The following is a 26,462-nucleotide window of genomic DNA, read 5'->3' on the forward strand; positions in this document are numbered from 1 at the left end:
TATTGTAAAATAATAGCAAAGCTTTTTACGATAAATGACTATTGCATGAAAGTTTATCTAAATGACAAACCATCCTTCTAGTTCAGGTGACAATACGGGTAAATACTCTTCTACACGAGTAAACGGACAAGATACACAGCACTCGTTGAAGATTACTTCTCCACAAATGCTTCGTCATTACAAGATTATGAACCTCCTAGGAGAAGGAGGTATGGGAAAAGTTTATAAAGCTTGGGATACCAAAATAAATCGTCCAGTAGCTTTAAAAGTACTACTTTCTCGAAATGCCCAAATGCAAAAGATCATTGAACGTTTTTGCCGCGAAGCTCTGGCAGTCGCAAAACTTCAACACCATAATATCGTTGGACTATACGATGTTGGGGTTGATAAAGGGCAACGTTTTTTTACAATGCAGTATATTGAAGGTAAAACTCTACACGAGTTAGGCATTCATCGTAAATTACGCATACCAAAAATCGTGACCATTCTAATTAAAATCGCTTATGCTATGGATTATGCTCACAACCAAAAAGTCATTCATCGCGATTTAAAGCCTGCAAATATATTAATAAATGAAGAAGGCGAACCCTTCGTTATGGATTTTGGCTTGGCAAAGATGTCCGAAGTAGATAAAAATCTTACTAAAACAGGTGAAGTGATGGGGACTCCCTACTACATGTCACCCGAGCAAGCAGTAGGACAAAGTAAAAACATTGACCGCACAACTGACATCTATTCTCTAGGAGTTATTCTCTACGAACTTCTTACAGGGGAAGTTCCATTTAAAGCTCCTTCGACAATGCAAATATTGACTAAAATCACCGAAACAGAACCTGTTTTGCCATCCAAAATTAATCCTCGAATTCCAAAATCGCTACAAGCTATATGTCTTAAAGCAATGAACAAAAAAATACAAAAACGTTACCAAAGTGCCAAAGAACTTGCTGAAGATCTAGAGCGTTTTAAAAAAGGAGAAAAAGTTCATGCTAAAAACCCTTTTTCAACGCAGAAATGGCAAGTTATTGCGATTATTGCCACGACAAGCTTGCTATCGATATGTTTTGGGTACACTTTCGGCATACTCAATCAAAAATCACAAGAAAATGTTTACGAACTTAGTATATCCTGGGAATTATTACCTCCGCATGAATGGACAAAGTACGGAAAAAGGCTCATTGACAAAGAATTTTATCAACAAGCGCACGAAATATTTACAAAAGCCTTAACTATACAGAGTGCCCGTTTAGATGAAACAGTTATACTTGGTCACTTAATTACTGCAAGTGTAAATTTGAGTAAATACAAACAAGCTTTGTTCTATTACCAAAAACTACCTTTAAGTCATCAGAAAAATCCGCAAACAATGCTTTCTGCAGCTAAGGCATATTATTACTTAGAAGACTACTCCTCTGCCCAATTGCTACTCAACGAATTACAAAGTAAAAGCAATATTAGCAACCAAGAACATATACAAATGATATTTTATCTCGGTAAAACCGCCTACGAACTAAAAGGCTATGAAACAGCGAAAAGATACTTAGAAAAAGTAGAACACCTACTATTCAAACACAACAACAGCTTTAATGATTCGTATAAAGCAACATTGTTTCTGTACCTTGGCAATTGTTTTTTACACAACAAAGACTATTCGTTAGCCGAAAATTACTTAAAAAAAGCCCAAAGTTTTTTGCCTAATATTATCGAGGTTTATGGTGGTCTTGGAGTATGTTACCTACAAGAAGAAAGTACTATTCGCGATCTTAACAAAGCAGAGAAATGTTTTCGTAAATGCGTTTTACTAGATGCAAACAGTAGCAAATACTACGCTTACCTAGGAAATGTATTAGAAGCATTAGGAGATTATCGCCAAGCCAACGATATGTATGTACATGCTCTAAATATTGATGTCGAAAACTTTACTGCGACAAGAGGATTACTCACCGTTCCTTTAAAAGATGTTGCTATTATTGAAACAAATATTCAATACTTGATGTTTTATTTAAACAAAATACAAAAAGTTTCTGCTGAAGATCTGCTCGCGAACAGCATCACAAAAATTCAAAGGAAATTCCAAGGAACTTACATTCAATATTTATCTATGCAAAAACAGCAAAAAAATTCGCCTCAAATCTTCATAAGACGTTTATTACAAGAAAACATTTCTCTACAAGTATACGACTCTATTCAAAAAGGGCTTCTAACTTTGCGCTACCATCCGCAAATAGACGACTTAGCCAAAGCTATTTTACAGAAGAAAAACCATAAAAACCATGTAAAAAAACGCCTTCAACAAACTTTCAAAATGATTTTTGATGTGCGTCTTCGCGAACAAAAATTTGTGGCCTATTATTTAATAGCAAAACATTATTTTACAAAAAATATCAATATTAAAGATATAAGTAGCAGCATTGACATAAAATTACTGTACAATATTTTACGTGACAACAAGGAAGAAACCCTATTTAGGTACCTCGCCGCAAAAATCATCATCAAATTATTAGATTTTAAAACCATTGAAAACCATGCGAAAAAAGATGATATTTGTTCTATTATCTGCCGCACAGTTCTAAAAGAAGAGGGATTCCCTATTGTATTCGACCATAGCAATTTATTTTGGAAAAACAATCTCTTGCTTACTAAATTTGTTGCACGTTACAGTGATTACTTAGTAAAGGACTGGACTTTTTTCAAAAACCACGAAGACAAAATTGTTCAACTCTACGCCGCAGCAAACATCGCCCAATACAGTAATCAGAGAAAAAAAATTGTCAATGCACGTGAAGTTTTATCTAAATTAACAGAGCACAAAAACTCTAAGATAAGAAGTTACGCACATTACTCTTTATGGAGTTCATACTGCATTCATAATGACAAAGTACAACATATCAAGCAGTTAATCTCAGGGCTTAGAGATCCAAATACTCAAGTCAAAAAAAGCATATTATTCCATCGCCAATTATTTAAAATTCCAAGGTTATGGGAAGAGTTGCGTTTGTTATTGCGCAAATCTGAAGAAGACACGGTCCTACGTATGGCAATGGCAAACCTAGCAACATACAACACTGACAACTCAGTTTTTGATGAGATTATTTATAGTTACAATAAATATTTATACTCAACTAGGGCGCTTGCATTTATGAGTAATTTATTTATTATGGGGCCAGATCCTAACAAAGATCGCAAATCTAAAATTCAACGAAAATTTTTTAAATTATTCCAAAATATCCCCAAACTTACGAAAGACCCAGAGCCACGCTTTCGTTATATTATATATTGTTTTTTATCTTTGGCGGGATTTCAACCCACTGATTTCATAGACAAAGAACAAAATTCTTATGTAAAGTCGCACATAATTGCAAATATAAAGTTTAAATTAATGAGCAATAAAAGTGATAACCATAGTAATGAGCTTAAAATCATAAAACCATTCTTAAGCTACAAAAATTCAAACATTCAAAAAGCAGCAATGATTTCCTATGCTTCTCTTCTTTCCATTCCTGAACAACGAAAATTTTACAAAAAAATTAAAAAAAGTAAAAAGTCTTACTTGCACGAAGGAGCAGCTACAGGATTCTATAGTTCTGCGCGTCTACCTATTTTAAAAAGAATGAATTGGGAAGGACGATTTAATCCGGACTCTGTTAACGAACATTACCAAGGTTATGTAGCATTTCTAAAACACTTTTTTCGGTACCCAACTATAAAAAAACAACTATACGAGCGATTTACATTTGCAATAGAGCTATTTCCCGAACCTCGTTACTACTATGAACGAAGTTTAATTCATATCTTCAATAAAAATCACAATGCTGCTATAGAAGATTTAAAAAATGCATTGAAATTTTCACAAAATATAGAAAATTCAGAAGAGTACATCTATACTATTGCAAAAATTTACTATGATACAAAGAGAATTTCTCAAGCCAAAAAATGGCTAAGCCAATTAAAAAAATCGGCATATGATTTACACAACGCAAAGTTGATAGCAGAGTTACATGTCAATTTGGGTCTGCATGAAAAAGCTCGTAAAATATATTCCCAACTAATATTACTTTTTCCCAACAACAAAAACTTATATTTAGGTTTAGCAAAATGTTATAATAAACTATATGAAACGCACTGGGAAAAAGTATATCTAAACTATGCAAACAAACTGGACTCTAAATAAGGTACGACAAATGATAGGTGGTAGCTTCGGAAAATACGAAATAATTTCTACTATTGGTAAAGGTTCTATGGGCGTCGTTTTTCACGCCAAAGATCCTGATGGTAGAGAAGTCGCGTTAAAATTAATTTCTAATAACGAGAGTGAATATGAAGACACAAGTGTCTCTCGCTTACGTTTTAATCGCGAATCTAGATATGCAATGGAATTACAACATCCAAATATCGTAAAGACATTCGACACAGGAGAAGTAGACAATACGCTCTATTTAGCCTGCGAATTAGTAGAAGGTGGTTCTCTTGAAGATGTTCTCGAAAAAGAAACGTTCTCCGAACTTAATTGTTTAAAAATCGGGCGTCAAATACTAAGAGCTTTATCCAAAATCAATGAATTTGACTTAGTGCATCGCGATATTAAACCAGGAAATATACTGATTCACCGCGATGGAACAGTAAAACTTTCTGACCTAGGCCTTGTACGCTCAACATCTTCAGATAGAACAATGTTAACACAACAAGACAATGTTGTAGGAACACCTTATTACCTAGCTCCTGAACAAATATACTCTCCTGAAGAAGTTGACATCAGATGCGATTTATACGCAGTTGGAGTAATGATGTATGAGTGTTTAGCAGGCCATTTGCCTTTTGACGGCGAAGGTTTGGTTGAAATTCTCAAACAACACCTTTATGCTCCTGTTCCAGAAATTACAAATGTGGATGTACGCAAAGAAGTTTTTGATTTCCTATGCGACTTGATGGCGAAAAAACCTAAAAAGAGACCAAGTTCTCCAAATAAAGCACTTGCTAAAATCGAAAAAATTATGCAGTACTATGGACGAGATATTGAAGATGCAATCCCTGAACTTCGTAAAGTTAATGTAGAAGCAACAACCTCACGCGTCAAAAATTTAAAACTCATTGCCAAAGTTAAAACGCGTATGCAACAAGCCAAGTTTACAGTCTTTAACGGCAAAGAGGAACATACAATTTTTATTTATGGTGGTACAGAATTAACACTAGGGCGAAATTCTGTTAAAGATCAAGAATCGCATGTTTGCTTACGCTTACGTCCTGCAAAGGGCAACGAAAGTTCTACACGCAAAATCTCAGGTCAACACTGCAAAGTTTTTACAAAAGACAATAAAAGTTATTTCCAAGACACAAATAGCACTTACGGGAGTATTATCGATTCCGAAAAAGCCCAAGCAAATACAATCATTGAAATGAAAAATAATCACCAGGTAAGCATTGCCAAGGTCATTGATATAGATATCCATTCAATACAATACCCAAGTCTTGTATACAATATAGAAAATGAAGGACGCAGCTATTTAGCTCCCGCAATATTCGTTGAACGTCCTAACAATGGATCTCAACATTCCTACGCTTTGGTAGCGGGAAATTTCCGTATGGGAATAGATGACGCTGAAAAATTGTACCCACAAATTGATGGAATTATTGAAATTATCTACGTAAATAAGACTTTGTGGCTACATAATCCTTCAAAGAATCAGTGCTACGCTCTTTCTCCAGGAAAATTTAGTATAGGTAGTTCGCGAATCACTGTCGCTCACATCGACATAGAAGATCAAAAATAGGCCGAAACTATGGATGAAAAGAATTTTCGTAAAATATGGGAAGAAATGGTCTCAGAGAAGTATTTAGATAGTAGCCGTTGCGATGCTACATTTAAAGATTCTCATGAGTTTTCATTGTATGATAGTTTTAAATTAGAAGATGACTCAGGTGAACCTATTCCTATAATAGTGGAAGAAGATATTAGTTATGTGGAAAGTGAAAGTACTTACCCTAAAGACACTTTATCTGGAATTACGGCATCAGAGCAACAGAATCAAGCTGTTAACAATACTTTATCTGGAAAAACAATTCAAGAAGAAGACGAAGGCACTCTTTCTGGACAGACTATAGGTAAACATACGCTATCGGGTCAAACTCTTTCTGGACAAACAAGCGATGAAAACGCAGGCGATGAAAACTTAGCAATTCCTTCAGAACGCAAAGACTACGAAATTTTCTGTGAAATAAACCGCGGAGGAATGGGGACTATCAGCTGTGGACGTCAGCTAAGTTTAAAGAGAAATATTGCTATCAAACAAATTCTCCCACAAAATAGTAATATTCCTTCTCACAGGCAAAAATTTATCTCAGAAGCATTAGTAACTGCATATCTCGATCATCCAAATATTGTTCCAGTGTACCAACTCAGTTACGATGAAGAACAAAACGTTATTTTGTCGATGAAGCTAATTGATGGTGTATCGTGGAAAACCAGTTTGAAAAACAACACAACTCAAGAAGAACGCAATCATAAATTATTAGAAAATATCAAAATTTTAGTGAATGTATGCAATGCTGTTGCTTATGCCCATAGCAAAGGAATTATTCACAATGACCTCAAACCTGATAATATAATGGTCGGGCAATTTGGTGAGGTTTTTGTTATGGATTGGGGAATTTCTGTAGATATAAGTGATGAAAAAGCAGAAAAACGTACACTTCATAAATCAGAAGTTATCAAACCAATGGGAACACCCAGTTATATTCCCATTGAACTTGCTGAAGGACGAGGAAATGATATAGGTCCTTGGACAGATGTATATCTACTAGGCGCTATTTTATACGAAATTATTACTGGACGTCCTCCTCACTACCAAGATACAGTATGGCTGTCTCTTATTTCATGCCGCGAAGGTTTATTACCTAAATTTACAGACGACATATCAGAAGAACTTCAAGATATTTGCTACAAAGCTCTTAACAAGAATAAAGAGTCACGCTACCAGAGTATTAAAGAATTCCAGCAAACGATCGAAGATTATCTACAGCACAGAGAAAGCATTGCAATAGAAGAAAAGGCGCGTTTTGTTTTACACAAGAGTCAAAATACTGTAGAGAATTTACTAAAAAGTCATGTCAAAATGAAAGAAACGCAGCGCAATCGTTTGTACAGTGAATTTGCCCAAGCAGTTGCTTTTTTCGAACAAGCTCAAATGCTATGGAAGGGAAACTACCCTGCTCACCGCGGAGAATTACAAGCGCGTAGCCTTTATGCCGATTTTGCTCTTATCAATGGCGATATTGGTTTAGCAGAAGCCCAAGCAGAGTTGTTAAAAATGAGTAACCACTCGCAAGCTTCTACTACTTTAGGTAAAGTACAAAAAGCAAAGAAAAATCGCAATAAACACCAAAAACGCTACCGCAATCTGCGCCATATGCTACTAGGGGCTATTCTTCTTATTATAGTTGGCCTCACACTGTTCACTCTCTCCTTACAAGAAGAGAAAAAGAGAACAGAAGCACAAACAGCAGAAGCAGCAAGACAACGTGAACATGCTTACTATAGGCGCAATGAAGCAATTAATCGCGAATACGAAGCAAAACGTGCACAAGATAAAGCAGAAGGATATGCACTTGCTTTAGAAAAGCAAAAGAAAAAAATTGTAGAAGAAGCGCAGCAAGCAAAAGAAACACTAGCGCAAATTGCCCTACAAAAAGCAAATGAAGCTTATGAAGACGCACAGTGGAAAAACTGTGGTGTTTATGCTGGAATTGGTCTTGAGCTAATCAAAGACTTTCCTAAAAATGTTGCAGCTGACTTACAACGTAAAAATCGTAGTTTTATTCGTTTAGCTTTGCAAAAAGAAAATCTCATCTGGAAAACAAACCCTGGCTATGGTAATTATATACATAAAATGTTATGTATACCAAACAAAGAAACGCTGATAACTGCTGCCAAAGATAAAGACATACGTATATGGAACACAATTACTGGTAAACAGAAATTTTACTTATCAGGACACACATCAGAAGTACATAATATTTTACATTTCGATTCTTTACTTATTTCTGCATCTAAAGACAAAACAATTCGTTTTTGGAATTTAGAAACACGTAAACAGATTCAGAGCATATACTGCGATAATTTTTTAGTAAAATCTATGGCCTATAATGGAGAATTACTAGCTGTTGGTAGCGATGGAGAAATAATTCTCTTTCGGCGCAAAAATTCAATTTTTCATATATGGCAACGATTTAAATTAAGTAAGAAACAACCCGTTAAAAATTTACTTTTTGTAAATAACAAGATGCTTTTTGCTACTCATAACGGTGGAGTTTTAATAGACACGATTCATCAAAAAGTTGTTCAACAATTTACGGATCTTACAAGTGCACGCTTAACAACTTACAACCCGTACAAAAAAATCCTTGCTGTCTCAGATGATAAACGTATTGTTTTGTATAAAAGTAACGGATCTATACTCAAAAATATTGCAATAAATTCTCCTCCTACACAAATGTTATTTACTTCAGAAAACGAATTACTTTCAAGCCATCAAAATGGTATAGTCACCAGTTGGAATTTAGCCAAAAACACCAGTAAAGATATGAAGCACAATACAAACGTCGTAGCTATGGCATACGACAATAAGCTTGGTTTACTTTTTGCCAGTACCAAAAATCAGCGTACTTATGTATGGGCAAAAAACAAAAAAATGTCGCACCTTCCCATTCATACAGAAGCAATAACTTCTGTTGCATTTAACCATTCTGGAGAGAAAGTTGCATCTACGGCAAAAGATAACAGTATTCGTATTTGGAACACCAGTACAGGTAAACAGACACGCGAAACATTTGTGCACACAGACACAATCACCACAATCGCCTTTCACCCAAATAAAAACTTACTGGCTTCAGGTTCATACGACCGCAGTATTAAATTATGGGACTTAGAAAGTAATCAAAATGCAGCGCTATTTGGACACAATGATGACATCACACAAGTAATCGTCCATCCTAGTGGCAATTTTTTCGCTTCTGGGGCTAAAGATAACAATGTTTGTATTTGGGAAATTCCTTCGGGTAACCAAAAAAAGGTTTTATCAAACCATAAAGGTGCTATTACTGCAATAGCTTACAACAAAAGCGGACGTTTACTCGCTTCTGGTTCAGAAGATAATACAATATGTATCTGGAACCAAAACAAATTGCTTTTTGTTTTTGATAAGCACAAAGCCACCATCAATAAGCTATTGTTTCACCCACAAAAAAACTTATTGGCTTCTGCTTCAGATGACAACACTGTTTGCTTGTGGGATATAAAAAAAGGACGTCTTTTAGCAAAATTCTCAGGGCATACAGCCCCAGTAATATCACTATTTTTCTTCAAAAATAAGCCTTTTCTTTTTAGCGGTAGCAAAGATAGAAAAATAGCCTTGTGGAATTTAGAAACAAAACAATTAGTAAAAATGTATCGCAAACACCGCGCTTGGGTAACAGATTTAAAAGGAAATAATGAATTTTGTATTTCAACTTCTTCTGATTCAAATGCTATTTTGTGGAATAATCGTTTTGTAGAACAACAAAGATTCAAACACAGTTCAGATATCAGTGCCATTGATTTTCATTACAGGCGCTCTATTTTTGCAACGTCAGCAGGAAGCAATGTTTATTTATGGGACTACAATGGTACGCGCGTTTTTAAACTTCAAGGACATCGTTCGTGGGTAAAAGGAATTTCATTTCGTTCTGGTACAGATGAGCTAGCATCCTCTTCTTCAGACAAAAGTATATGTATCTGGAATACAAACTCTGGACGCAAGATTAAACAGCTAAAAAAACATAATAGCGATGTGAATGGTGTTATTTATACTGCTAACGGTAATTATCTTGTTTCTTTTTCCAAAAATGACCTTATCATATGGAATGCCCATACCAAAAAAGTAATCACCAGAATTATCGCTGGTCACACCGATAAAATCAATGACATATGTTTTAGCCCTGATGGAAAAAAACTAGCGTCTGTTTCGGACGATGGCCTTGTAAAAATATGGGATATTGCTACCAAAAAAGTAATTACTCAATTTGAAGGACATAATTCGGGTATTAAGTCTGTCGATTACAGCCCAAAAGGTAAGTATTTAGCAACAGCATCAAGCGATAAAACAATTCGCATTTGGGATGTTGAAAGAGGTAAAGCAAATTGGGTGCTTTTTGGCCATGAAGATGTTGTTCACGAAGTATCCTACAACACCAGTGGAAATGCTGTCGCAACAGCATCTAAAGATGGTACTGTCAAAATTTGGAATATTGCAACAGGCAAAGCAAATATTACTCTCGAAAATATGAATAATGTTAGAAGTCTCAAATATAGTAAAGATAGTCAAATGCTAACCATCGCAGCTAATAACGACATTCGTTTATGGGATATCTCCAGCGAAAGTATGGTCGACATTTTAACAGGACACACCTCCGCAGTTACTGACATCGTTTATAGTCCAAATGGAAAAAAGCTACTTTCAGGTTCTAAAGACAAAACATTGCGTTTGTGGAGCATACCATCTCAACCAAAAATTGCGCTACGACGTGGATATAACAATCAACGTATTAACGATATTGATTACCACCCGCAAGGAAAATTTTTCGCAACTGTTGCAAACGACTATATTCATATTTGGGACCACAAATCCTCTAAGCCTATAAATGTCAAAAAATTTCGCGCAGGAAAAATGACAAACATTGAATTTAGCAACAGTGGTCAAGAAATAGCAACAGCTAGCCAAAACGGAAAAATTACATTATGGAGAAGTAAAGATTTATCCGTATTACATTCATTTTCTGGACACAACAAACCTATCACCCAAGTAAAATATAATAAAAATGCTTCGCTATTAGCTTCTTGTTCAACTGACGCAAGTATTAATTTGTGGAGTATAAAGCGCCAAAAGAAAAAAATAACCCATAAAATCTTGGCTTCATTCAAAGCACATTCATCAACCGTAAACTCCGTGGCATTTCACCCGAATAACTATATTTTAGCCTCTGCTTCAGAAGATAAAACAATTCGTATTTGGGATGTAGAAAACAAAGTACAACTAAAAGTAATATCACGACATAAATCAGCAGTAAACGACGTAATATTTAGTCCAAGTGGTGAATTTTTAGCATCGGCGTCAGACGATAAAACTATACGAATTTGGCATACAAAAACATGGAAACAACTATATATCTTGAGAAAACACTCGGAACCTATCGCTTCTTTAATGTTTCGCGGAAATTCGCTTATATCAACTTCTGTAGATAATACTATTTTGCTATGGGACGCGATAACAGGCAAACTCGTTTCACGTTTTCAACACAGCAGTTCTAATATTACAGGGATGGCATATCATCCAAACGGCGAAGGTTTTATTTCTACTTCTGCTGATGCCACTATTCGCATTTGGCAGTTAGAAAAAATAGTAAAAAGAGATATTGCAATGAGTAGTATGCCTGCATGGTTTAAAAACATAGTCGCTCCTTATACCCAGAAACTACAACCACGTAAATCAATGTTTGATTTGCGTTCAGATATACCAGGATATCTATTAGAAATCGCAATTGCCACTCATCCACGAAACGCAACAGAAAACTTGTTTGATACCAAAGGTACTTCTACATTTGCTGTTATAAACCACACCCCTATAACTCTTTTTGAAATTAAGTAAATGGACACACTTTTTCTATTTCCTACAACTAACGAATTACAGTCAGTCCACCGATCTCACAAGAGTGGTGTTTTATACAAGACACCTTCTTTTGATTGTATATGCATCGGTATGGGTAAACGAGAAATAACTATTGATAGTTGCTATCTTCCCGTGATAATTGGTTATGCAGGTGCATTATGTCCACAATTAAAAACGGGAGATATTGTTGTGAGCACCCATTTTATCACAAATGACAAAGAACTCCACTTACAACAAAACAACAAATTTGCTACAGAATTTGTTGCTCACCTAAACAGTATTGGTATTCGCTCATACCACAAAAGCATCTACACCGCTTCAGGTATTATTTCTCAAAAGAAACAAAAGCAAAATATTTATGAGCAGGGGGCGTCGATTGTTGATATGGAAGGATTTTGGTTAGCAGAAAAGTACCCAAATTTATTATCCATTCGAGTAATTCTTGATACTTATGAAATGCATTTGCCTGATTTCACAAATACCATAAAAGGAAATGGAGAAATTTCTCTAGCAAATACATTCAAACATTTGCTAAAATATCCACACCATATAATTTCACTTCTAAAGGTATTTTATCTGACGACAAAGATAAAACCTATTTTAAAAAAATGCTGTTATTCTATGGCGGCATTTAGGAGGTCGTAATGAGACATTTACTTATAGCATCTTTAATTTTCTGTGTGAGTGTTTGGAGCGCAGAATACGATAAGATCATTGATGGCTTAACAAAAATAGTTGATAATAATACAGAATTAGTACAATGGATGGATATTGGTAAAAACGATCAAGGCCAAGACATCCGCGGCGTCAAGATCCACAACCCTTCCGCTAAAATAGATGGCGAAAAAAGAAACCATCTACTTGTAGGAACTCACCACGGAAATGAGCGCCAAAGTGCCTATTTGTGTGTAGAGGCTGTAAAGGTCATGGTTGAAGCTCTAAAAGATCCAAATCATGAATACCACGCAAAACTATCATCTTATGTTATCTATGTTGTACCTGTTCTTAACATAGGTGGTTTTAACGCTTACAGCCGCTCAGAGAGAGATAAAAATGGATACTCTCATGATCCTAATCGCGATTATCCCGATCCTTGTGAGAGCAATTCATATTTCAAATTGATGAGTACTCAAAACATTGCTAACTTTGTAGAGCGTCACAACATTCTTGGTGCTGTTACCGTTCACGGATATATTGGAACTTTTACATACCCTTGGGGAATGTACACTTCTAACACCAAAACAGCAGATCATAGAATATATGACATGATTGGTAAAGAGTGCTGCAAAATTAACAATTATCGTACAGGTACTCACGCTGATGTAATATATCCAGCAACAGGAGCGTTTGAAGATTGGTGTTACAACGCTCATGGTATTTGGACAATGCTTTTAGAGCTTTCGCGCTCTGCTAATCTTGAAAAAGATGCACAAGCAGTTGCAAAATACTTTACACTTGTTCCAGCAGAACGTTCAAAAAGTCATAAGCATCCAGGTAAGAACTGCTCGCTAAAAGTGCGCAGTAATCTTAGCCGCTGCGATATGCTAGAACAACAGCAAAAAGAACAATTACAACCGCAAAAGTAATTGCAAAATAGCAAAGAAAAAGCCTCTCCTTGAAAAGAGAGGCTTTTTTATTAGATCCAATATTTGCACTTTTATGCACTAAATAGTTGTTAGAGATTGTCCAAAGCAGTAAGAACTTCCTCCATATCCGAAAAACGTTCGCTCTTGTTCTTTGCTAACATTTTTAGAATAATTTGCGACAGTTCTAAGGGAACACTATCATTGTATTCCTGTGGATCAACTACAGGAACATTTATCACTTGGTACATAATCTGCATAGGGGTACCGGTAAAACAAAATTGGCCTGTCACCAAAAAATAAAGAGTAGCACCTAAAGAATAAATATCACTTCGAGGATCAACAGCTTCTTTTTCGGCCATTTCTGGTGCCATAAATTGTGGGGTACCAATAATCGTAGATGCCGCAGTCAACCCAGCATTGTTATTTAAATCTTTGGCTATCCCAAAATCGGTGATTTTAACATCTTCACCACAATACATAAAATTCGCAGGCTTCACATCGCGATGAACAAGTCCTTTTTGATGTATTGCCGCCAAACCTTTAGCACACATCTTCGTGATTTCCACAGCTTCTTCAATTGAGAATATGCCGTGCTTTTTCATATATTCGTCAAGACTGTTTCCTTCGACATACTCCATCACAATAAAATAAAAATCTTCCGTTTCATCGATATCATGCACTTGCACTACATTCGTATTTTCAATAGATGCAGCAATATTCGCTTCCACATAAAAACGATCAATATCTTCTTGAGGAATAGATGCCGATTTAGGCAATATTTTAATCGCACGCTTTTTCCCTAGATTTTTGTGCTCTGCTAAATAAACAACCCCCATTCCTCCGCGACCAAGGAGATCAATAACATTATATTTATCAATAATGATAGTTCCAATTAAATTCATTGGATCTCTTCTTGACTTCTGAGGCTTTTCTCCCGCTTTGTATGTCACTGTAGGAGCTAAATTTTGTCCTGTTGGCGGCAAACTACTAGTGCAAAGACTTTCTAACGTTTCTTTTATAGTAGCATCATCTCTAGAAGATAGATTTTCACATATAGTGTTATCATTTGACTGCTCTACAATCTTAGAAAAATCAACATTCATTGTTTGCGACAAACCTTGCTCTATCGGTTTTTCTTTAGGTTTTTCGATAAATTCAATATCATTATTTTTATTTTGGTTACTAAAATTAACAGACGATTGATATTTTTTTTGAAAATTGAAAGCTAAATTTTCAAAACTTTTCTTATTGTTTTGCGTTTTAGCCACTTGTTGATTTTCACCTAGAATAGACCTATTGTTTTGAGTTTTTGGTTGAACCATATAATTACTGGCTGTAACAGCATCAGCATTTGGAAGTGAAGGTCTACGTTCTGTTGGTGGAATTTTGCTCTTAATCGTAGAGGCGTAAAATGGCAAAGAACTATTTTTAAGAAAATCTTTGTGGTGAATATCACGATTTTCTTCTCTTTTTGTTTGGCTATTCTCTGATGATGGAAAATTTCCATTGCTATTATTTTTTGGTAAGTATACACCAACTTTTTTTGGTAGGGTTGTACCCTCTACAAACGTTTCTTCCTCTGTCGATTGAAAGATAAAAGTTTTATCTTTATTTATTAATTCTTGATTTAAACGTTCAATTTCTGAATTGATAGTATGCAATTCTTCTTGTTGCTTCTTCTCAGCTAATTCTTCTTGGCGAAAATTATGTCCACTAGTTTGCATATTTTTTTCGTTTTTTTGTTTATATTCAATATTTCTTTTATTGTTGTTATAATTAAAATTCGCTTTTTTATCCATCTTCCTCACAATATCACATGAAATTAATAAATTTCATGCATACTGTTCTCCATTATTGGATGCCTAGTCTTAGTTCGTTCGTGAAAATTTTATTGCAAAGGAGAATCTTGACTTTTATAATCTCAGAACTAGAGCTGCATAATTGAAGTTTTATTTAATTTAAAACAAAGATTGTATCTTTTTTGAAAAGTTAACTTATTCGTCATTATTATAACACAATATTCATTAGTGTTCCACTTGAAAAGACAAGCACCTAAGCTCTAAAAAATTACCGATCTTGGTTTACTGTGCTAAAGTGTATCTGTTTGTCTTCCTTAATTTGAACACGCCCTAGTAAAATATCCTTTCAAAAAATTTTAAATTATCGATGAATATGTTCTTAGAGTCTGCCCACATTTATATAACATCTAACAATAGCACTATGAAGAAAATGAGTGTGGATGTACCTTAAAAATTGTAGCTCTAATGTAGAAAATCATTTAACTAGTTTTTATCAAACCGAGGTAAGCTTTATGCAAATTTCGATACCGAAAGAAACTCATCCAAAAGAAAAAAGAGTTCCTATTATACCAGCAACTGCTGAGAAATTAGTAAAAATGGGAGCAAAAGTTGTTATTGAATCTGGAATGGGTTCAGGATCTGGTTACAAAGATGAGGATTACAAAAACGTTGGAGCTGAAGTTGAGACTGATCGCGAGAAAGTTCTTAAAGAAGGCGATATGGTACTTCGTTTACGTAAACCAGATATCTCAGAAATAAAACTTCTAAAAAAAGGATGCATCCACGTAAGTTATCTGGACCCTTTTAATGAACTTGATTTAGTAAAAGAATTCAGCAAAGAAGGAACCAATGCTATTTGTATGGAATTAATTCCAAGATCTACAATAGCGCAAAAAATGGATGCCTTGAGTTCGCAAGCAAACCTTGCAGGATACACTGCTGTGATCATTGCGGCAGATCATCTTGACAAGATATTTCCAATGATGATGACTCCTTCAGGAACAATTAAACCTTCACGAGTATTTATTGTTGGCGCTGGTGTTGCTGGACTTCAAGCAATTGCTACTGCAAAAAGACTAGGTGCTCGTGTAGATGCATTCGACACAAGACCAGTTGTAGAAGAACAAGTAAAATCGCTAGGAGGAAAATTTCTAAAAATAGATTTAGGCGACACTGGACAAACAAAAGATGGTTACGCAAAAGCTTTGACAGAAGAACAGCTTGCAATGCAACGAGAAGGCATGGCAAAACATTGCTCTCTTTGCGATGTAGTAATTACTACTGCTCAAGTTTTTGGCCGCAAGGCACCTGTTATTATCACTGCTGATATGGTAAAACGAATGAAGCCAGGAAGCGTTATTGTTGACTTAGCAGTTGAAACGGGAGGAAACGTCGAAGGTTCAAAAGTAGACGAAGTTGTAGATGTTGACGGAGTGAAGATAGTTGGTTTGGGAAATCTACCAGGACGCGTAGCGAGAAATGCAAGCCAAATGTATTCGCAAAACTTGCTCAATTTGATAGACGAATTCTGGGACAAAGAAAATAAAACTTTTCAGTTAGACATGGAAAGCGAAATTATGCAAGGATGTCTTGTAACCCACAATAATGAAGTTCGCCACGAAAAAATCAAAAGTTTGTTAGAAGAAAAGTGAGACAATTATGGACAGTCAGGTAATTTATCTACTATTTATACTTGCACTATCAATTTTTTTGGGCTTTGAAATTATTTCGAAAGTTCCCTCTACTCTCCACACACCTCTAATGTCAGGATCCAATGCGATCTCTGGAATTACTTTAGTAGGGGCTATTATTGCCGCTGGAACTAGTGGTGAAGACCAAACAACATTGATACTTGCAACAGCAGCTGTAACATTTGCGACAATAAACGTTGTCGGTGGATATATGGTTACAGATCGCATGTTAGGAATGTTTAAGAAAAAAGGTAGCGGAGGTAAGAAATGAATGCTGGTATAATAGAACTATCATATATATTCGCAGCGATATTATTTATCTATGGATTAAAAATGATGAGCTCCCCTGCCACAGCGCGCAAGGGAAACTTTATATCTTTTCTTGGTATGCTCATCGCAATTGTTGCTACTTTCTTATATCTTCCAGAACTTGCGCAAACTAAATTGAAAAACGCCTCCAACCTACATTATGACTGGATTGCCTATGGTATGATCGCAGGAACAGTTATTGGAGTTCTAGCTGCAAGGCTTGTTGGCATGACAAGTATGCCCGAAATGGTAGCACTTCTAAATGGTTTTGGTGGTATTAGTAGTTTGTTTGTTGGTTGGGCAGTTTTTCAGTTTGATCTTATTGCTAGTAAACCAGACTCAGTCAACACTCTTACGCTAATAACAATCTTTTTGTCAGTACTCATTGGTGGAGTAACTTTCTCTGGAAGTTTAATCGCTTGGGCAAAACTAAAAGAAATAATTGGCGGAAAACCAGTAAGTTTTCCAGGGCAACATATTTTCAATATTCTACTTGTAGTTGGCGCCGGTACCTGCGCAACAATGATCATTCAAAATCCTGCAGGAGAGATGACACTACAACTATTTTTGGGTGCAATAGGAATTTCAGTTCTATTAGGTATTTTTGCTGTTATCCCTATTGGTGGTGCTGATATGCCAGTAGTTATTTCACTTATGAATAGTTACTCGGGGTTAGCGGCTTGTGCTGCGGGATTTGTTGTAAAAAACAATATTCTTATTGTCTCCGGAGCACTAGTAGGTGCCAGCGGCGTTATCTTAACCGTCATAATGTGTAAGGCGATGAATCGCTCTCTATCTAACGTTCTTTTTAGCGGATTTGGCGGCGCATCTTCTGGCGGCAAAGCTGTTGAAGGCGAAGCCAAACCTTCTTCTGCGCAAGACGCATTCTATGTTCTTGAAAGTGCAAGCTCGGTAGTTTTTGTTCCAGGTTATGGTCTTGCTGTGGCACAAGCACAACACGTAGCACGCGAGCTCGGAGAGCTTTTAGAAGAAAACGGCGCAGAAGTAAGTTACGCAATACATCCTGTTGCAGGACGTATGCCAGGACACATGAATGTACTGTTAGCAGAAGCAAATGTTTCTTACGACCAACTTATTGAAATGGACGACATAAATCCAAATATCGAAAACGTTGATGTTGCCATTGTTGTTGGTGCAAATGATGTTGTAAACCCTGCTGCACGCGACGATGAAACCAGTCCAATATATGGAATGCCGATCATAGACGTTGATAAGGCTCGTACCGTGTATGTATTAAAAAGAGGTATGGGAATGGGTTTTGCAGGTATTCAAAATCCACTATTCTTCAAAGAAAATACGCGCATGATTTTTGGTGATGCTAAAGGCACACTACAATCACTTGTTGATGAATTTAAAAACTAATTAGGTTTTAAAAATTGAGGTATACCTCAAGAGTGTCTCAAAAAAATTTGAGACACTCTTAAAATCTTTGCATCCAAAAATTATAGAGCACTAGGAGCTAAGAATGATATATTTAGACAATAACGCCACAACTCCTCTTGCTCCAGAAGTCAAAACGTGCATTTTTGATCATATAAATTTTTATGCCAACCCCTCCTCTCTTCACGCTCTAGGAAGAAAAAATCGTCAATTATTGGACAATGCACGACAGCAAGTCGCGTTTTTATTAGAATGTAAACCCCAAGAAATTATTTTCACTAGCGGTGGAACCGAAAGCAATAATCTTGCTATTCTTGGTAGTTTACCTAATTCTCCTGGCACAAAAAATCACATAATAACAACTCAAGTTGAGCACCCTTCTGTACTTGAAACAATGAAAAAATGTGAATCTAGAGGCTGGAAGGTAACCTATTTACCTGTCAACAAAGATGGTGAACTGTGCTTATCTTCATTTACAGAATCTATCTCGCCGAAAACATTCTTGGTTTCGATTATGTACGCAAATAACGAAACAGGAGTTATATTTCCTGTAGAAAAAATAGCAAAGATAGCTAAAGAGTACAATGCACTTATTCATGTTGACGCAACACAAATTGTTGGGCGTAGTGCATTTTCTGCTAGTAATTTTGACTTACTAACACTTTCTGGGCATAAATTTCATTCTTTAAAAGGTGTGGGCGCATTGTATGTAAAAACAGGCGTGCGCATAGTTCCTATTATTCACGGAGGAAAACAAGAACGAAATATTCGCTCAGGAACGGAAAATTTTCATAATATAATTGCAATGGGACAAGCTTCACACTTGGCAAAAACCTTATTTTTAGCTAAAATAAGTAATGTGAAAGAAATGCGCGATAATTTGCAGAACTTCATTTTGCACAATATTCCAAACAGCACAATAAATGGGATAAACAGTTCTCGGCTGATAAATACGATGAACGTTAGTTTTAATGGTGTGTTAGGAGAAATTTTAGTTCGCGAATTATCAAAGCATAAAATATATATTTCTCATGGATCGGCGTGTAGCTCTGGCGGAAGAGACCCTTCTCACGTTCTTAAAGCGATGAATTTAGACTGGGGTCTTATTTTAAATGCGGTGCGCTTCTCTTTTTCTATTTACAATACAATGCAAGAAGTCGAACTAATCAAAAAGATACTACCTCAAGTCATATGCAAACTACGTGAAATACCTACATAAGCACCTAATGACAAGTCATAGCAATTACAAAATCTGAATGTGGATACTTTATGGACAAATACTTACGAGATCGTTATCAATTACAAAAAGTTATAGGTAAAGGAGGAATGGGTAAAGTTTACCGCGCTTTTGACACCCAAAAAAAACAACTTTGTGCTATCAAACAAAATATCATTATCGTAACAGGAAATAATCGCGATGTTATCACAGAACGTTTAAAACGAGAATTCTATTTTCTATCGAAAATAGATCACAGAAATGTGATCAAAGCATATGATTTTTTTGCTGAAAACCATCAATACTTCCTCGTTGTTGAATATGTACCTGGTCTATCACTAAAAGAATTCATTCATCGTAAAAATGGTGATCTTTCTCTTGAAGAACAACTTTGTATTGCGGTCCAAATATGCCGTGCAATTGATACAATTAACACCATAGGTCTAATACACCGTGATGTTAAACCTTCTAATATAATTTTAAATGAAGATAAGCATGTTGTTAAGCTACTTGATTTAGGAGTAGCCAAAGCTGTTTCGAGTAAACTAACTAAAATTACCCAAGACAACTCTCTCGTTGGTACTCTTGGCTACATGAGCCCAGAACAGCTACACGGAAAAGTAGAACAAAACACGGATGTTTTTTGCCTAGCCATCGTCCTATATCAATTTTTCACTTGGCAGCATGAATCACCATTCCATTCAAAATCTCCTGCTATTATGATTGACAAGATACAGAGTTCAGAATTACCAGCTCTTCAAAATGTTGTTCCTAAAATGAATCAAGATTTTCACCACTATTACTTAGATATAAACAACATTTTACAACAAGCTCTTTGCAAAAATCCAGAACAGCGAACTCCTTCTGCTGATTTATTAGCCGAAAAATTGCAAGGAATTTTGGAAAAAGTCAACATTAAAGAAAAAACCAATTGGCGTCCTACGGCAGAATCTTCTTACATCGTAAAACGCAAGCTAGTAAAGTTAGAAAAAGAGTATCAAAATTATTGTAAAAAGCAACTTGTTGAAAAGTACAAGCAGCCGCGCAAGAAATTATATCGCTATTACATTGCTAGTACGTGTATTGTTATTGCTGGCATTATTATTTCGTACTACATATATGACCACAACAAACGCAAAGAAATTTTTCAAAAATCGCTTAGTCTATACCTCAAAGGTGAATACCTACAAGCTAAACAAAAAAATCAACAAATTCTAGCAACAAACAACATAAAATCATTAATACTGCAAGCTCTAATTTTACACCAAACCCAAAACATTAAATCAGCAGAAATAGTGGTTATAAATAATTTTCAGCGATTAACCAAACTAAACGATTCTTTTTCTTGGTATGCTCAAGGAATACTATACAAACATGGCATAGGAATCAAAAAAGATATTCACTTAGCAGTAAAATGGCTAAAAAAGGCATCTAAAAATAATAATTTTTCGGCAACACTTCATCTAATAGATATTTTTGAAAAGCACAAAACAGCTTTGAGCCAAAAAGACTACATAGCTTTACTATACAAAGCCGCTAAAAAGCAACATAGTGTATCTATTAAAAATTTAGCTGACATTTACTATAAAGGGCAAATAGTAAACAAAAATATAGAAAAAGCTTTATACTGGTATAAAAAATTAGCCGAAAATGGCGACAACAGTATATGTTTACTTCTTGCAGATGTATATTTATCCGAAAAGAAATATCAACAAAGAAAACAGTGGCTCATTAAAGCCGCAGAAAACAAAAGCGCGAATGCAAAATTACTTCTTGCAGAGACTTATTACTATGGAATAGGCGAAAAAGTAAACTTTTCAAAAGCAAAACACTGGGGAAAACGCGCAGCAGAAACAGGAGAATTAAATGGTATTATTTTCTATACCAAGCTCCTAAATACAAGTGGTCATAATCCAATAAAATGGCATAAGATAGCGGCGAAAAAAGGACATGTAAAGTCTATGAGATATTTAGCAAATCACTTTTACAAGCAAAAACGATTTGTTCAAGCTTTTAAATGGATGAAAAAAGCAGCTTCGCAAGACGATGCCCCTTCAATGAGTAACCTTGGAACACTATATGCTTTAGGGAATGGCGTTCGACAGGACTTCAAAACAGCATACAAATGGTTTCATAAATCAGCACAGATGGGTCACTTTAGCGGTATGTCTGGACTAAGTAAGATGTACGCGCGTGGTGATGGTGTTGAAAAAAACATCCAAACATCTATTAAATGGTTAGAAAAAGCTGCGAATGCCGGAGGAGTAATCGAAATGAGAACGTTAGGACAATATCACATGGTTGGACAGCATGTCACCAAAGATCTAGAAAAAGCGCGTTATTGGCTTACAAAAGCTACGCAGAAAAATGATCTGATAGCACAGCGAATACTCAAGCAACTCGCCAAAAAAGATAAGTAAAATTGTGAAGTATGCCCTAATTTTACTAGCTAGTATAGATATTTATTACTATAATATTTATACTCAGGTGGAGGTCAATAATAAGTCTAGAAAAAATATCATTTTCTAGGATGTCCCTTAGTTGGATAGAAAGGTTTTTAATGAAAAAACTTTATATAATTTTATGCTTAGCCATTACTTTTGTGTGCGCAGAAGAAAAAAGTTTATTTTGGTTGAGCCTAGACAATAATGTATCGACAGTAACAAAATCAGCTTTGAGCGGAAAAAATCAAAAAGAAATTTTGCAAACAAAATCCGCAAATAAAATTACCATAGACGAATTAGATGGAACGATTTACTGGATCGACAACAAGCGTAAAACACTAAAGAAATCGAATGCAAATCGCTCTGAAATCGTAGAGATTGCAAAATTAGATAACAATGCGCGCTCTCTTGTTGTAGATGGAAAAAATCGCAATTTATACTGGGTTAATGATGGTAGGGTATTGACAGAAGTAATTAAGGCTGATTTACAAGGTCAAAATCAAACATCTATCCTAAAAGGTAAAAATGTTCAATGTGTAACTATAGATATTGAAAGCGAACAAATTTTCTGGATGACAGATAATAACATCGCACAACGTATACGCGTTTCAGATTTAGATGGAAAAATTACAAAGACAATTCTACGCAAAAGTCAAGGTCCTTATACTGACCTTGCTATTGATAGTAAGCGAAAAGAACTTTACTGGATAAAATCGGAAGATCAAGTAAACACTGTGATTTGTCGCTGCGATTTTTCAGGTCGCAATCAACAAGAAATCATTGCTTCATCTTTTATCACATCAATAGATATTGCAAACGACAAGGTTCTTTGGGTAGGCAGAGATGCTGGCGGAAATGCTATATTTCAAGCAGATAGAGATGGTTTAAATATAGAAGTTCTTGTTTTATCGAATGCTAAAATTCAAAATATTATAGTTAAGTAACCTGAAGATAATTTTGATTTTACTATTTTATTTAAGTGTGTCTCTATGTAAGCTTCGAACAGAGACACACTTAATCTTTTCAATAATTTTGCTCAAGTAGGTCCTTGTAAAATCTTACAGAGTATTTACCTGAGAACAAGTAATATTTTAGTTCGTTAGATAAGCAGCTACTTTGTTCAACCACTTATTTTTCTTGTAACAATTCAGAAAAATATTTTTTGACATGTTCTTCATGTTCTTTTGGTATTTTACCTTCAGAAATACCACTTTCCACTTCTTGTAAAGCTTTTTTTACATATTCTTCATATTTAACTCGCGCCTCTCCCTTAGGAGCTTCATCGCGAAATTTAAATTCTGCAACTTTCTTCCCCTTGAAGTTATTTCCTTTTAAAACTTCTTTTGTCCATTTATTGTTGCCGTTGTTTTTTCCTTTAGGAGGTGTGCCCCCTCCCTTTCCTTTTCCTCCAGAACCTTTGCCCTGTCCCTGTCCTTGTCCCTGTCCTTGACCTTGTCCCTGTCCTTGTCCCTGTCCTTGTCCCTGTCCTTGTCCTTGTCCCTGTCCTTGTCCTTGTCCTTGGCCTTGTCCCTGACCAAGAATAGGCAATTTTCCGTTTTTCCCTTGCCCCTGACCCTGTCCTTGCCCTTGGCCTTTTCCAAATTTTTGTTCTACTTGAGTTTTACCTTTTCCTGACAACGCTTTTCTTTCTGATTTTAAAGAAGAATACATCTTTTTTAACGCTTTAAGTTCCTCTAAATATTTCTTCATATCCTTCAACTTTTCTTGCATTTCTTGAAGGTTTTTCAACTGTTCTTCAAGGCTTAGTTCCTGACTTTTACTTTTTTCTAAATAATCAGGAGAAAGTTGTTCTGACAATTCGTTTAAGATTTTTTGTAACTCTTTCGAAAGTTCGTTGTCTTTGTTCAAAGCTTTACTTAATTTGTCTAGTTCTTTTTTTAATTTCTCGGCCTGTTGCTTTTCTTCTTTTGTTAACTGTTTTTTTTGCTTTCGACGTAGACGCTTTTTTGCAAACATTTTTTCAATTTTCTTACGCAATTTCTCTAATTCTTCTGCCGCTTTATCAAATTTACCTTGTTGCATATTTTTCATAAATTCTTTTGAATCTTCTAAACTCTCAGAATCAGCATTTTTATTTACCATCTTTTCTGAATTTACTAATTTCTCTTGTGTTTTCTTATGCAATTTTTCTAATTTCTCAAGAAGCTGTGACATTTTCAATTGGTTTTTCTTAATGTCTTTCTTAGGACTTTTTTGCATATTTTTAGCAAGTTTTTCCAATTGCTTTATCATAATCATAATATTTTTATTTTTAAGAGATATTTTAGGTAAATCTTTTTTGATTTTCTCTACTTTTTTGAGTAACTTGCGTGCAGTTTTTTTTTGTCGTTTTTCAACTTCTTTTGTTTCAACATACTGTTTTCCCCAACCAAGTACATCTTTTTGAGGAAACATACCATGCATAAGTATAGCAATTACTACTCCAACAATAGCAATACACATATTTTTTGCTATCTTTGGCGTTATTATAGGAAATAAGCCTCCAACATCTGTCTTTTTAACGTGGGATATCGCATCTTCGCAAATAGGTTTTGCCATAGAATTTTTCTGAGAAATAACTAAAGCACTAGACACACGCTCTTTTAGACCAGCTCTTTCATCAATAGCAATAGCAACTTTTTGATTAGATAAATTCAATTTAACCAATCGCCAAATAGGATACAAGAAAACAACAACAGCAGCTGTAAGATAAAAGCTATTATGCTCTGCTATAGGAAAGAACAATCGCAATAATACAATAATGCATGCACAAACTATAGAAACAACAAGAGCACTATAAACAAGAGATTTTAAAAATGTTTCAAACACAATACGATATTTCGCATGGTTAATGGCTTTTTCAATTACTTTCATTATAAACCCCTTTGTATAGTAATTTTCAGATATAGTGTCGAGAATACTAGTTATTTAGACAACAACAGGAGTACAAAAGTTTCATTATTTTTTGACGATCATTGATTTTAGAAATAGTTATGGCTGCGCTTTCAAAACCAAAATTACTTTATTCCTACGGCAGGGGATTCTTTTGTATAGTAATTTTCAGATATAGTGTCGAGAATACTAGTTATTTAGACAACAACAGGAGTACAAAAGTTTCATTATTTTTTGACGATCATTGATTTTAGAAATAGTTATGGCTGCGCTTTCAAAACCAAAATTACTTTATTCCTACGGCAGGGATTCTTTTGAAAGCGCATATTTCAGTTTCTTCAAAATTGTTTTATTTCCCCATACGCAACTTCTTCAAAATTGCTTTATTTCCCGTAATAGCAAGGCACTTTTGAAAGCGCATATTTCAGTTTCTTCAAAATTGTTTTATTTCCCCATACGCAACTTCTTCAAAATTGCTTTATTTCCCGTAATAGCAAGGCACTTTTGAAAGCGCATATTTCAGTTTCTTCAAAATTGTTTTATTTCCCCATACGCAACTTCTTCAAAATTGCTTTATTTCCCGTAATAGCAAGGCACTTTTGAAAGCGCATATTTCAGTTTCTTCAAAATTGTTTTATTTCCCCATACACAACTTCTTCAAAATTGCTTTATTTCCCGTAATAGCAAGGCACTTTTGAAAGCGCATATTTCAGTTTCTTCAAAATTGTTTTATTTCCCCATACGCAACTTCTTCAAAATTGCTTTATTTCCCGTAATAGCAAGGCACTTTTGAAAGCGCATATTTCAGTTTCTTCAAAATTGTTTTATTTCCCCATACGCAACTTCTTCAAAATTGCTTTATTTCCCGTAATAGCAAGGCACTTTTGAAAGCGCATATTTCAGTTTCTTCAAAATTGTTTTATTTCCCCATACGCAACTTCTTCAAAATTGCTTTATTTCCCGTAATAGCAAGGCACTTTTGAAAGCGCATATTTCAGTTTCTTCAAAATTGTTTTATTTCCCCATACACAACTTCTTCAAAATTGCTTTATTTCCCGTAATAGCAAGGCACTTTTGAAAGCGCATATTTCAGTTTCTTCAAAATTGTTTTATTTCCCCATACGCAACTTCTTCAAAATTGCTTTATTTCCCGTAATAGCAAGGCACTTTTGAAAGCGCATATTTCAGTTTCTTCAAAATTGTTTTATTTCCCCATACACAACTTCTTCAAAATTGCTTTATTTCCCGTAATAGCAAGGCACTTTTGAAAGCGCATATTTCAGTTTCTTCAAAATTGTTTTATTTCCCCATACGCAACTTCTTCAAAATTGCTTTATTTCCCGTAATAGCAAGGCACTTTTGAAAGCGCATATTTCAGTTTCTTCAAAATTGTTTTATTTCCCCATACGCAACTTCTTCAAAATTGCTTTA

The 26,462-nt window shown here is 35.2% G+C and carries 13 protein-coding genes; 11 read left to right on the top strand and 2 right to left on the bottom strand.

The features are described from left to right. Nucleotides 1–61 precede the first annotated feature (61 nt). From UABHE_RS13665 to UABHE_RS13685, 5 genes are read left to right on the top strand one after another with little or no spacing between them, the layout of a single operon-like run. Complete coding sequence (locus UABHE_RS13665) at nucleotides 62–4,168, top strand: protein kinase (protein WP_372370899.1); 4,107 nt, start codon at nucleotides 62–64, stop codon at nucleotides 4,166–4,168. A gap of 10 nt (nucleotides 4,169–4,178) precedes the next feature. Beyond that, on the top strand, nucleotides 4,179–5,765 hold the full coding sequence (locus UABHE_RS13670; protein WP_372370900.1) for a protein kinase: 1,587 nt from the start codon (nucleotides 4,179–4,181) through the stop codon (nucleotides 5,763–5,765). Nucleotides 5,766–5,774: 9 nt separating this feature from the next. Then, on the top strand, nucleotides 5,775–11,672 hold the full coding sequence (locus UABHE_RS13675; protein ID WP_372370901.1) for a protein kinase: 5,898 nt from the start codon (nucleotides 5,775–5,777) through the stop codon (nucleotides 11,670–11,672). Then, on the top strand, nucleotides 11,673–12,338 hold the full coding sequence (locus tag UABHE_RS13680; RefSeq protein ID WP_372370902.1) for a hypothetical protein: 666 nt from the start codon (nucleotides 11,673–11,675) through the stop codon (nucleotides 12,336–12,338). Further along, nucleotides 12,338–13,279, top strand: coding sequence for a M14 family zinc carboxypeptidase (locus tag UABHE_RS13685; protein ID WP_372370903.1), 942 nt, complete (start codon nucleotides 12,338–12,340; stop codon nucleotides 13,277–13,279). Before UABHE_RS13680 ends, UABHE_RS13685 begins: the two co-directional genes overlap by 1 nt. A gap of 89 nt (nucleotides 13,280–13,368) precedes the next feature. Here the strand turns inward: UABHE_RS13685 and UABHE_RS13690 are convergent, their stop codons facing one another. Then, a complete protein-coding gene (locus UABHE_RS13690; RefSeq protein ID WP_372370904.1) occupies nucleotides 13,369–15,078 on the bottom strand; it encodes a serine/threonine-protein kinase in 1,710 nt (569 codons plus the stop codon). A gap of 512 nt (nucleotides 15,079–15,590) precedes the next feature. Between UABHE_RS13690 and UABHE_RS13695 the strand changes: the two genes are divergently transcribed. The 6 genes from UABHE_RS13695 to UABHE_RS13720 all read left to right on the top strand — a co-directional run bounded on the left by UABHE_RS13695 (nucleotide 15,591) and on the right by UABHE_RS13720 (nucleotide 23,083). Then, complete coding sequence (locus UABHE_RS13695) at nucleotides 15,591–16,730, top strand: Re/Si-specific NAD(P)(+) transhydrogenase subunit alpha (protein ID WP_372370905.1); 1,140 nt, start codon at nucleotides 15,591–15,593, stop codon at nucleotides 16,728–16,730. A gap of 7 nt (nucleotides 16,731–16,737) precedes the next feature. Continuing rightward, the gene (locus tag UABHE_RS13700) at nucleotides 16,738–17,040 is read left to right on the top strand and encodes an NAD(P) transhydrogenase subunit alpha (RefSeq protein WP_372370906.1); all 303 of its coding nucleotides are present in this window, start codon (nucleotides 16,738–16,740) and stop codon (nucleotides 17,038–17,040) included. Further along, nucleotides 17,037–18,461 (top strand): NAD(P)(+) transhydrogenase (Re/Si-specific) subunit beta, encoded by a 1,425-nt coding sequence (locus UABHE_RS13705; RefSeq protein ID WP_372370907.1) that lies wholly within the window; start codon nucleotides 17,037–17,039, stop codon nucleotides 18,459–18,461. Before UABHE_RS13700 ends, UABHE_RS13705 begins: the two co-directional genes overlap by 4 nt. 103 nt (nucleotides 18,462–18,564) lie before the next feature. Continuing rightward, a complete protein-coding gene (locus tag UABHE_RS13710) occupies nucleotides 18,565–19,698 on the top strand; it encodes a cysteine desulfurase family protein (protein WP_372370908.1) in 1,134 nt (377 codons plus the stop codon). 50 nt (nucleotides 19,699–19,748) lie between these two features. Further along, nucleotides 19,749–22,115, top strand: a complete 2,367-nt coding sequence (locus tag UABHE_RS13715; RefSeq protein WP_372370909.1) for a serine/threonine-protein kinase — start codon at nucleotides 19,749–19,751, stop codon at nucleotides 22,113–22,115. Between the two features lie 140 nt (nucleotides 22,116–22,255). Continuing rightward, nucleotides 22,256–23,083, top strand: coding sequence for a hypothetical protein (locus tag UABHE_RS13720; RefSeq protein ID WP_372370910.1), 828 nt, complete (start codon nucleotides 22,256–22,258; stop codon nucleotides 23,081–23,083). 184 nt (nucleotides 23,084–23,267) lie between these two features. On the opposite strand, the gene UABHE_RS13725 is transcribed toward UABHE_RS13720, so the two are convergent. Continuing rightward, entirely contained in the window at nucleotides 23,268–25,013 is a 1,746-nt protein-coding gene (locus UABHE_RS13725; RefSeq protein WP_372370911.1) for a hypothetical protein, read from the bottom strand. Nucleotides 25,014–26,462 lie beyond the last annotated feature (1,449 nt).

Origin of the sequence: Candidatus Uabimicrobium helgolandensis (assembly GCF_041508025.1) — a bacterium.
GTDB lineage: Bacteria > Planctomycetota > Uabimicrobiia > Uabimicrobiales > Uabimicrobiaceae > Uabimicrobium > Uabimicrobium helgolandensis.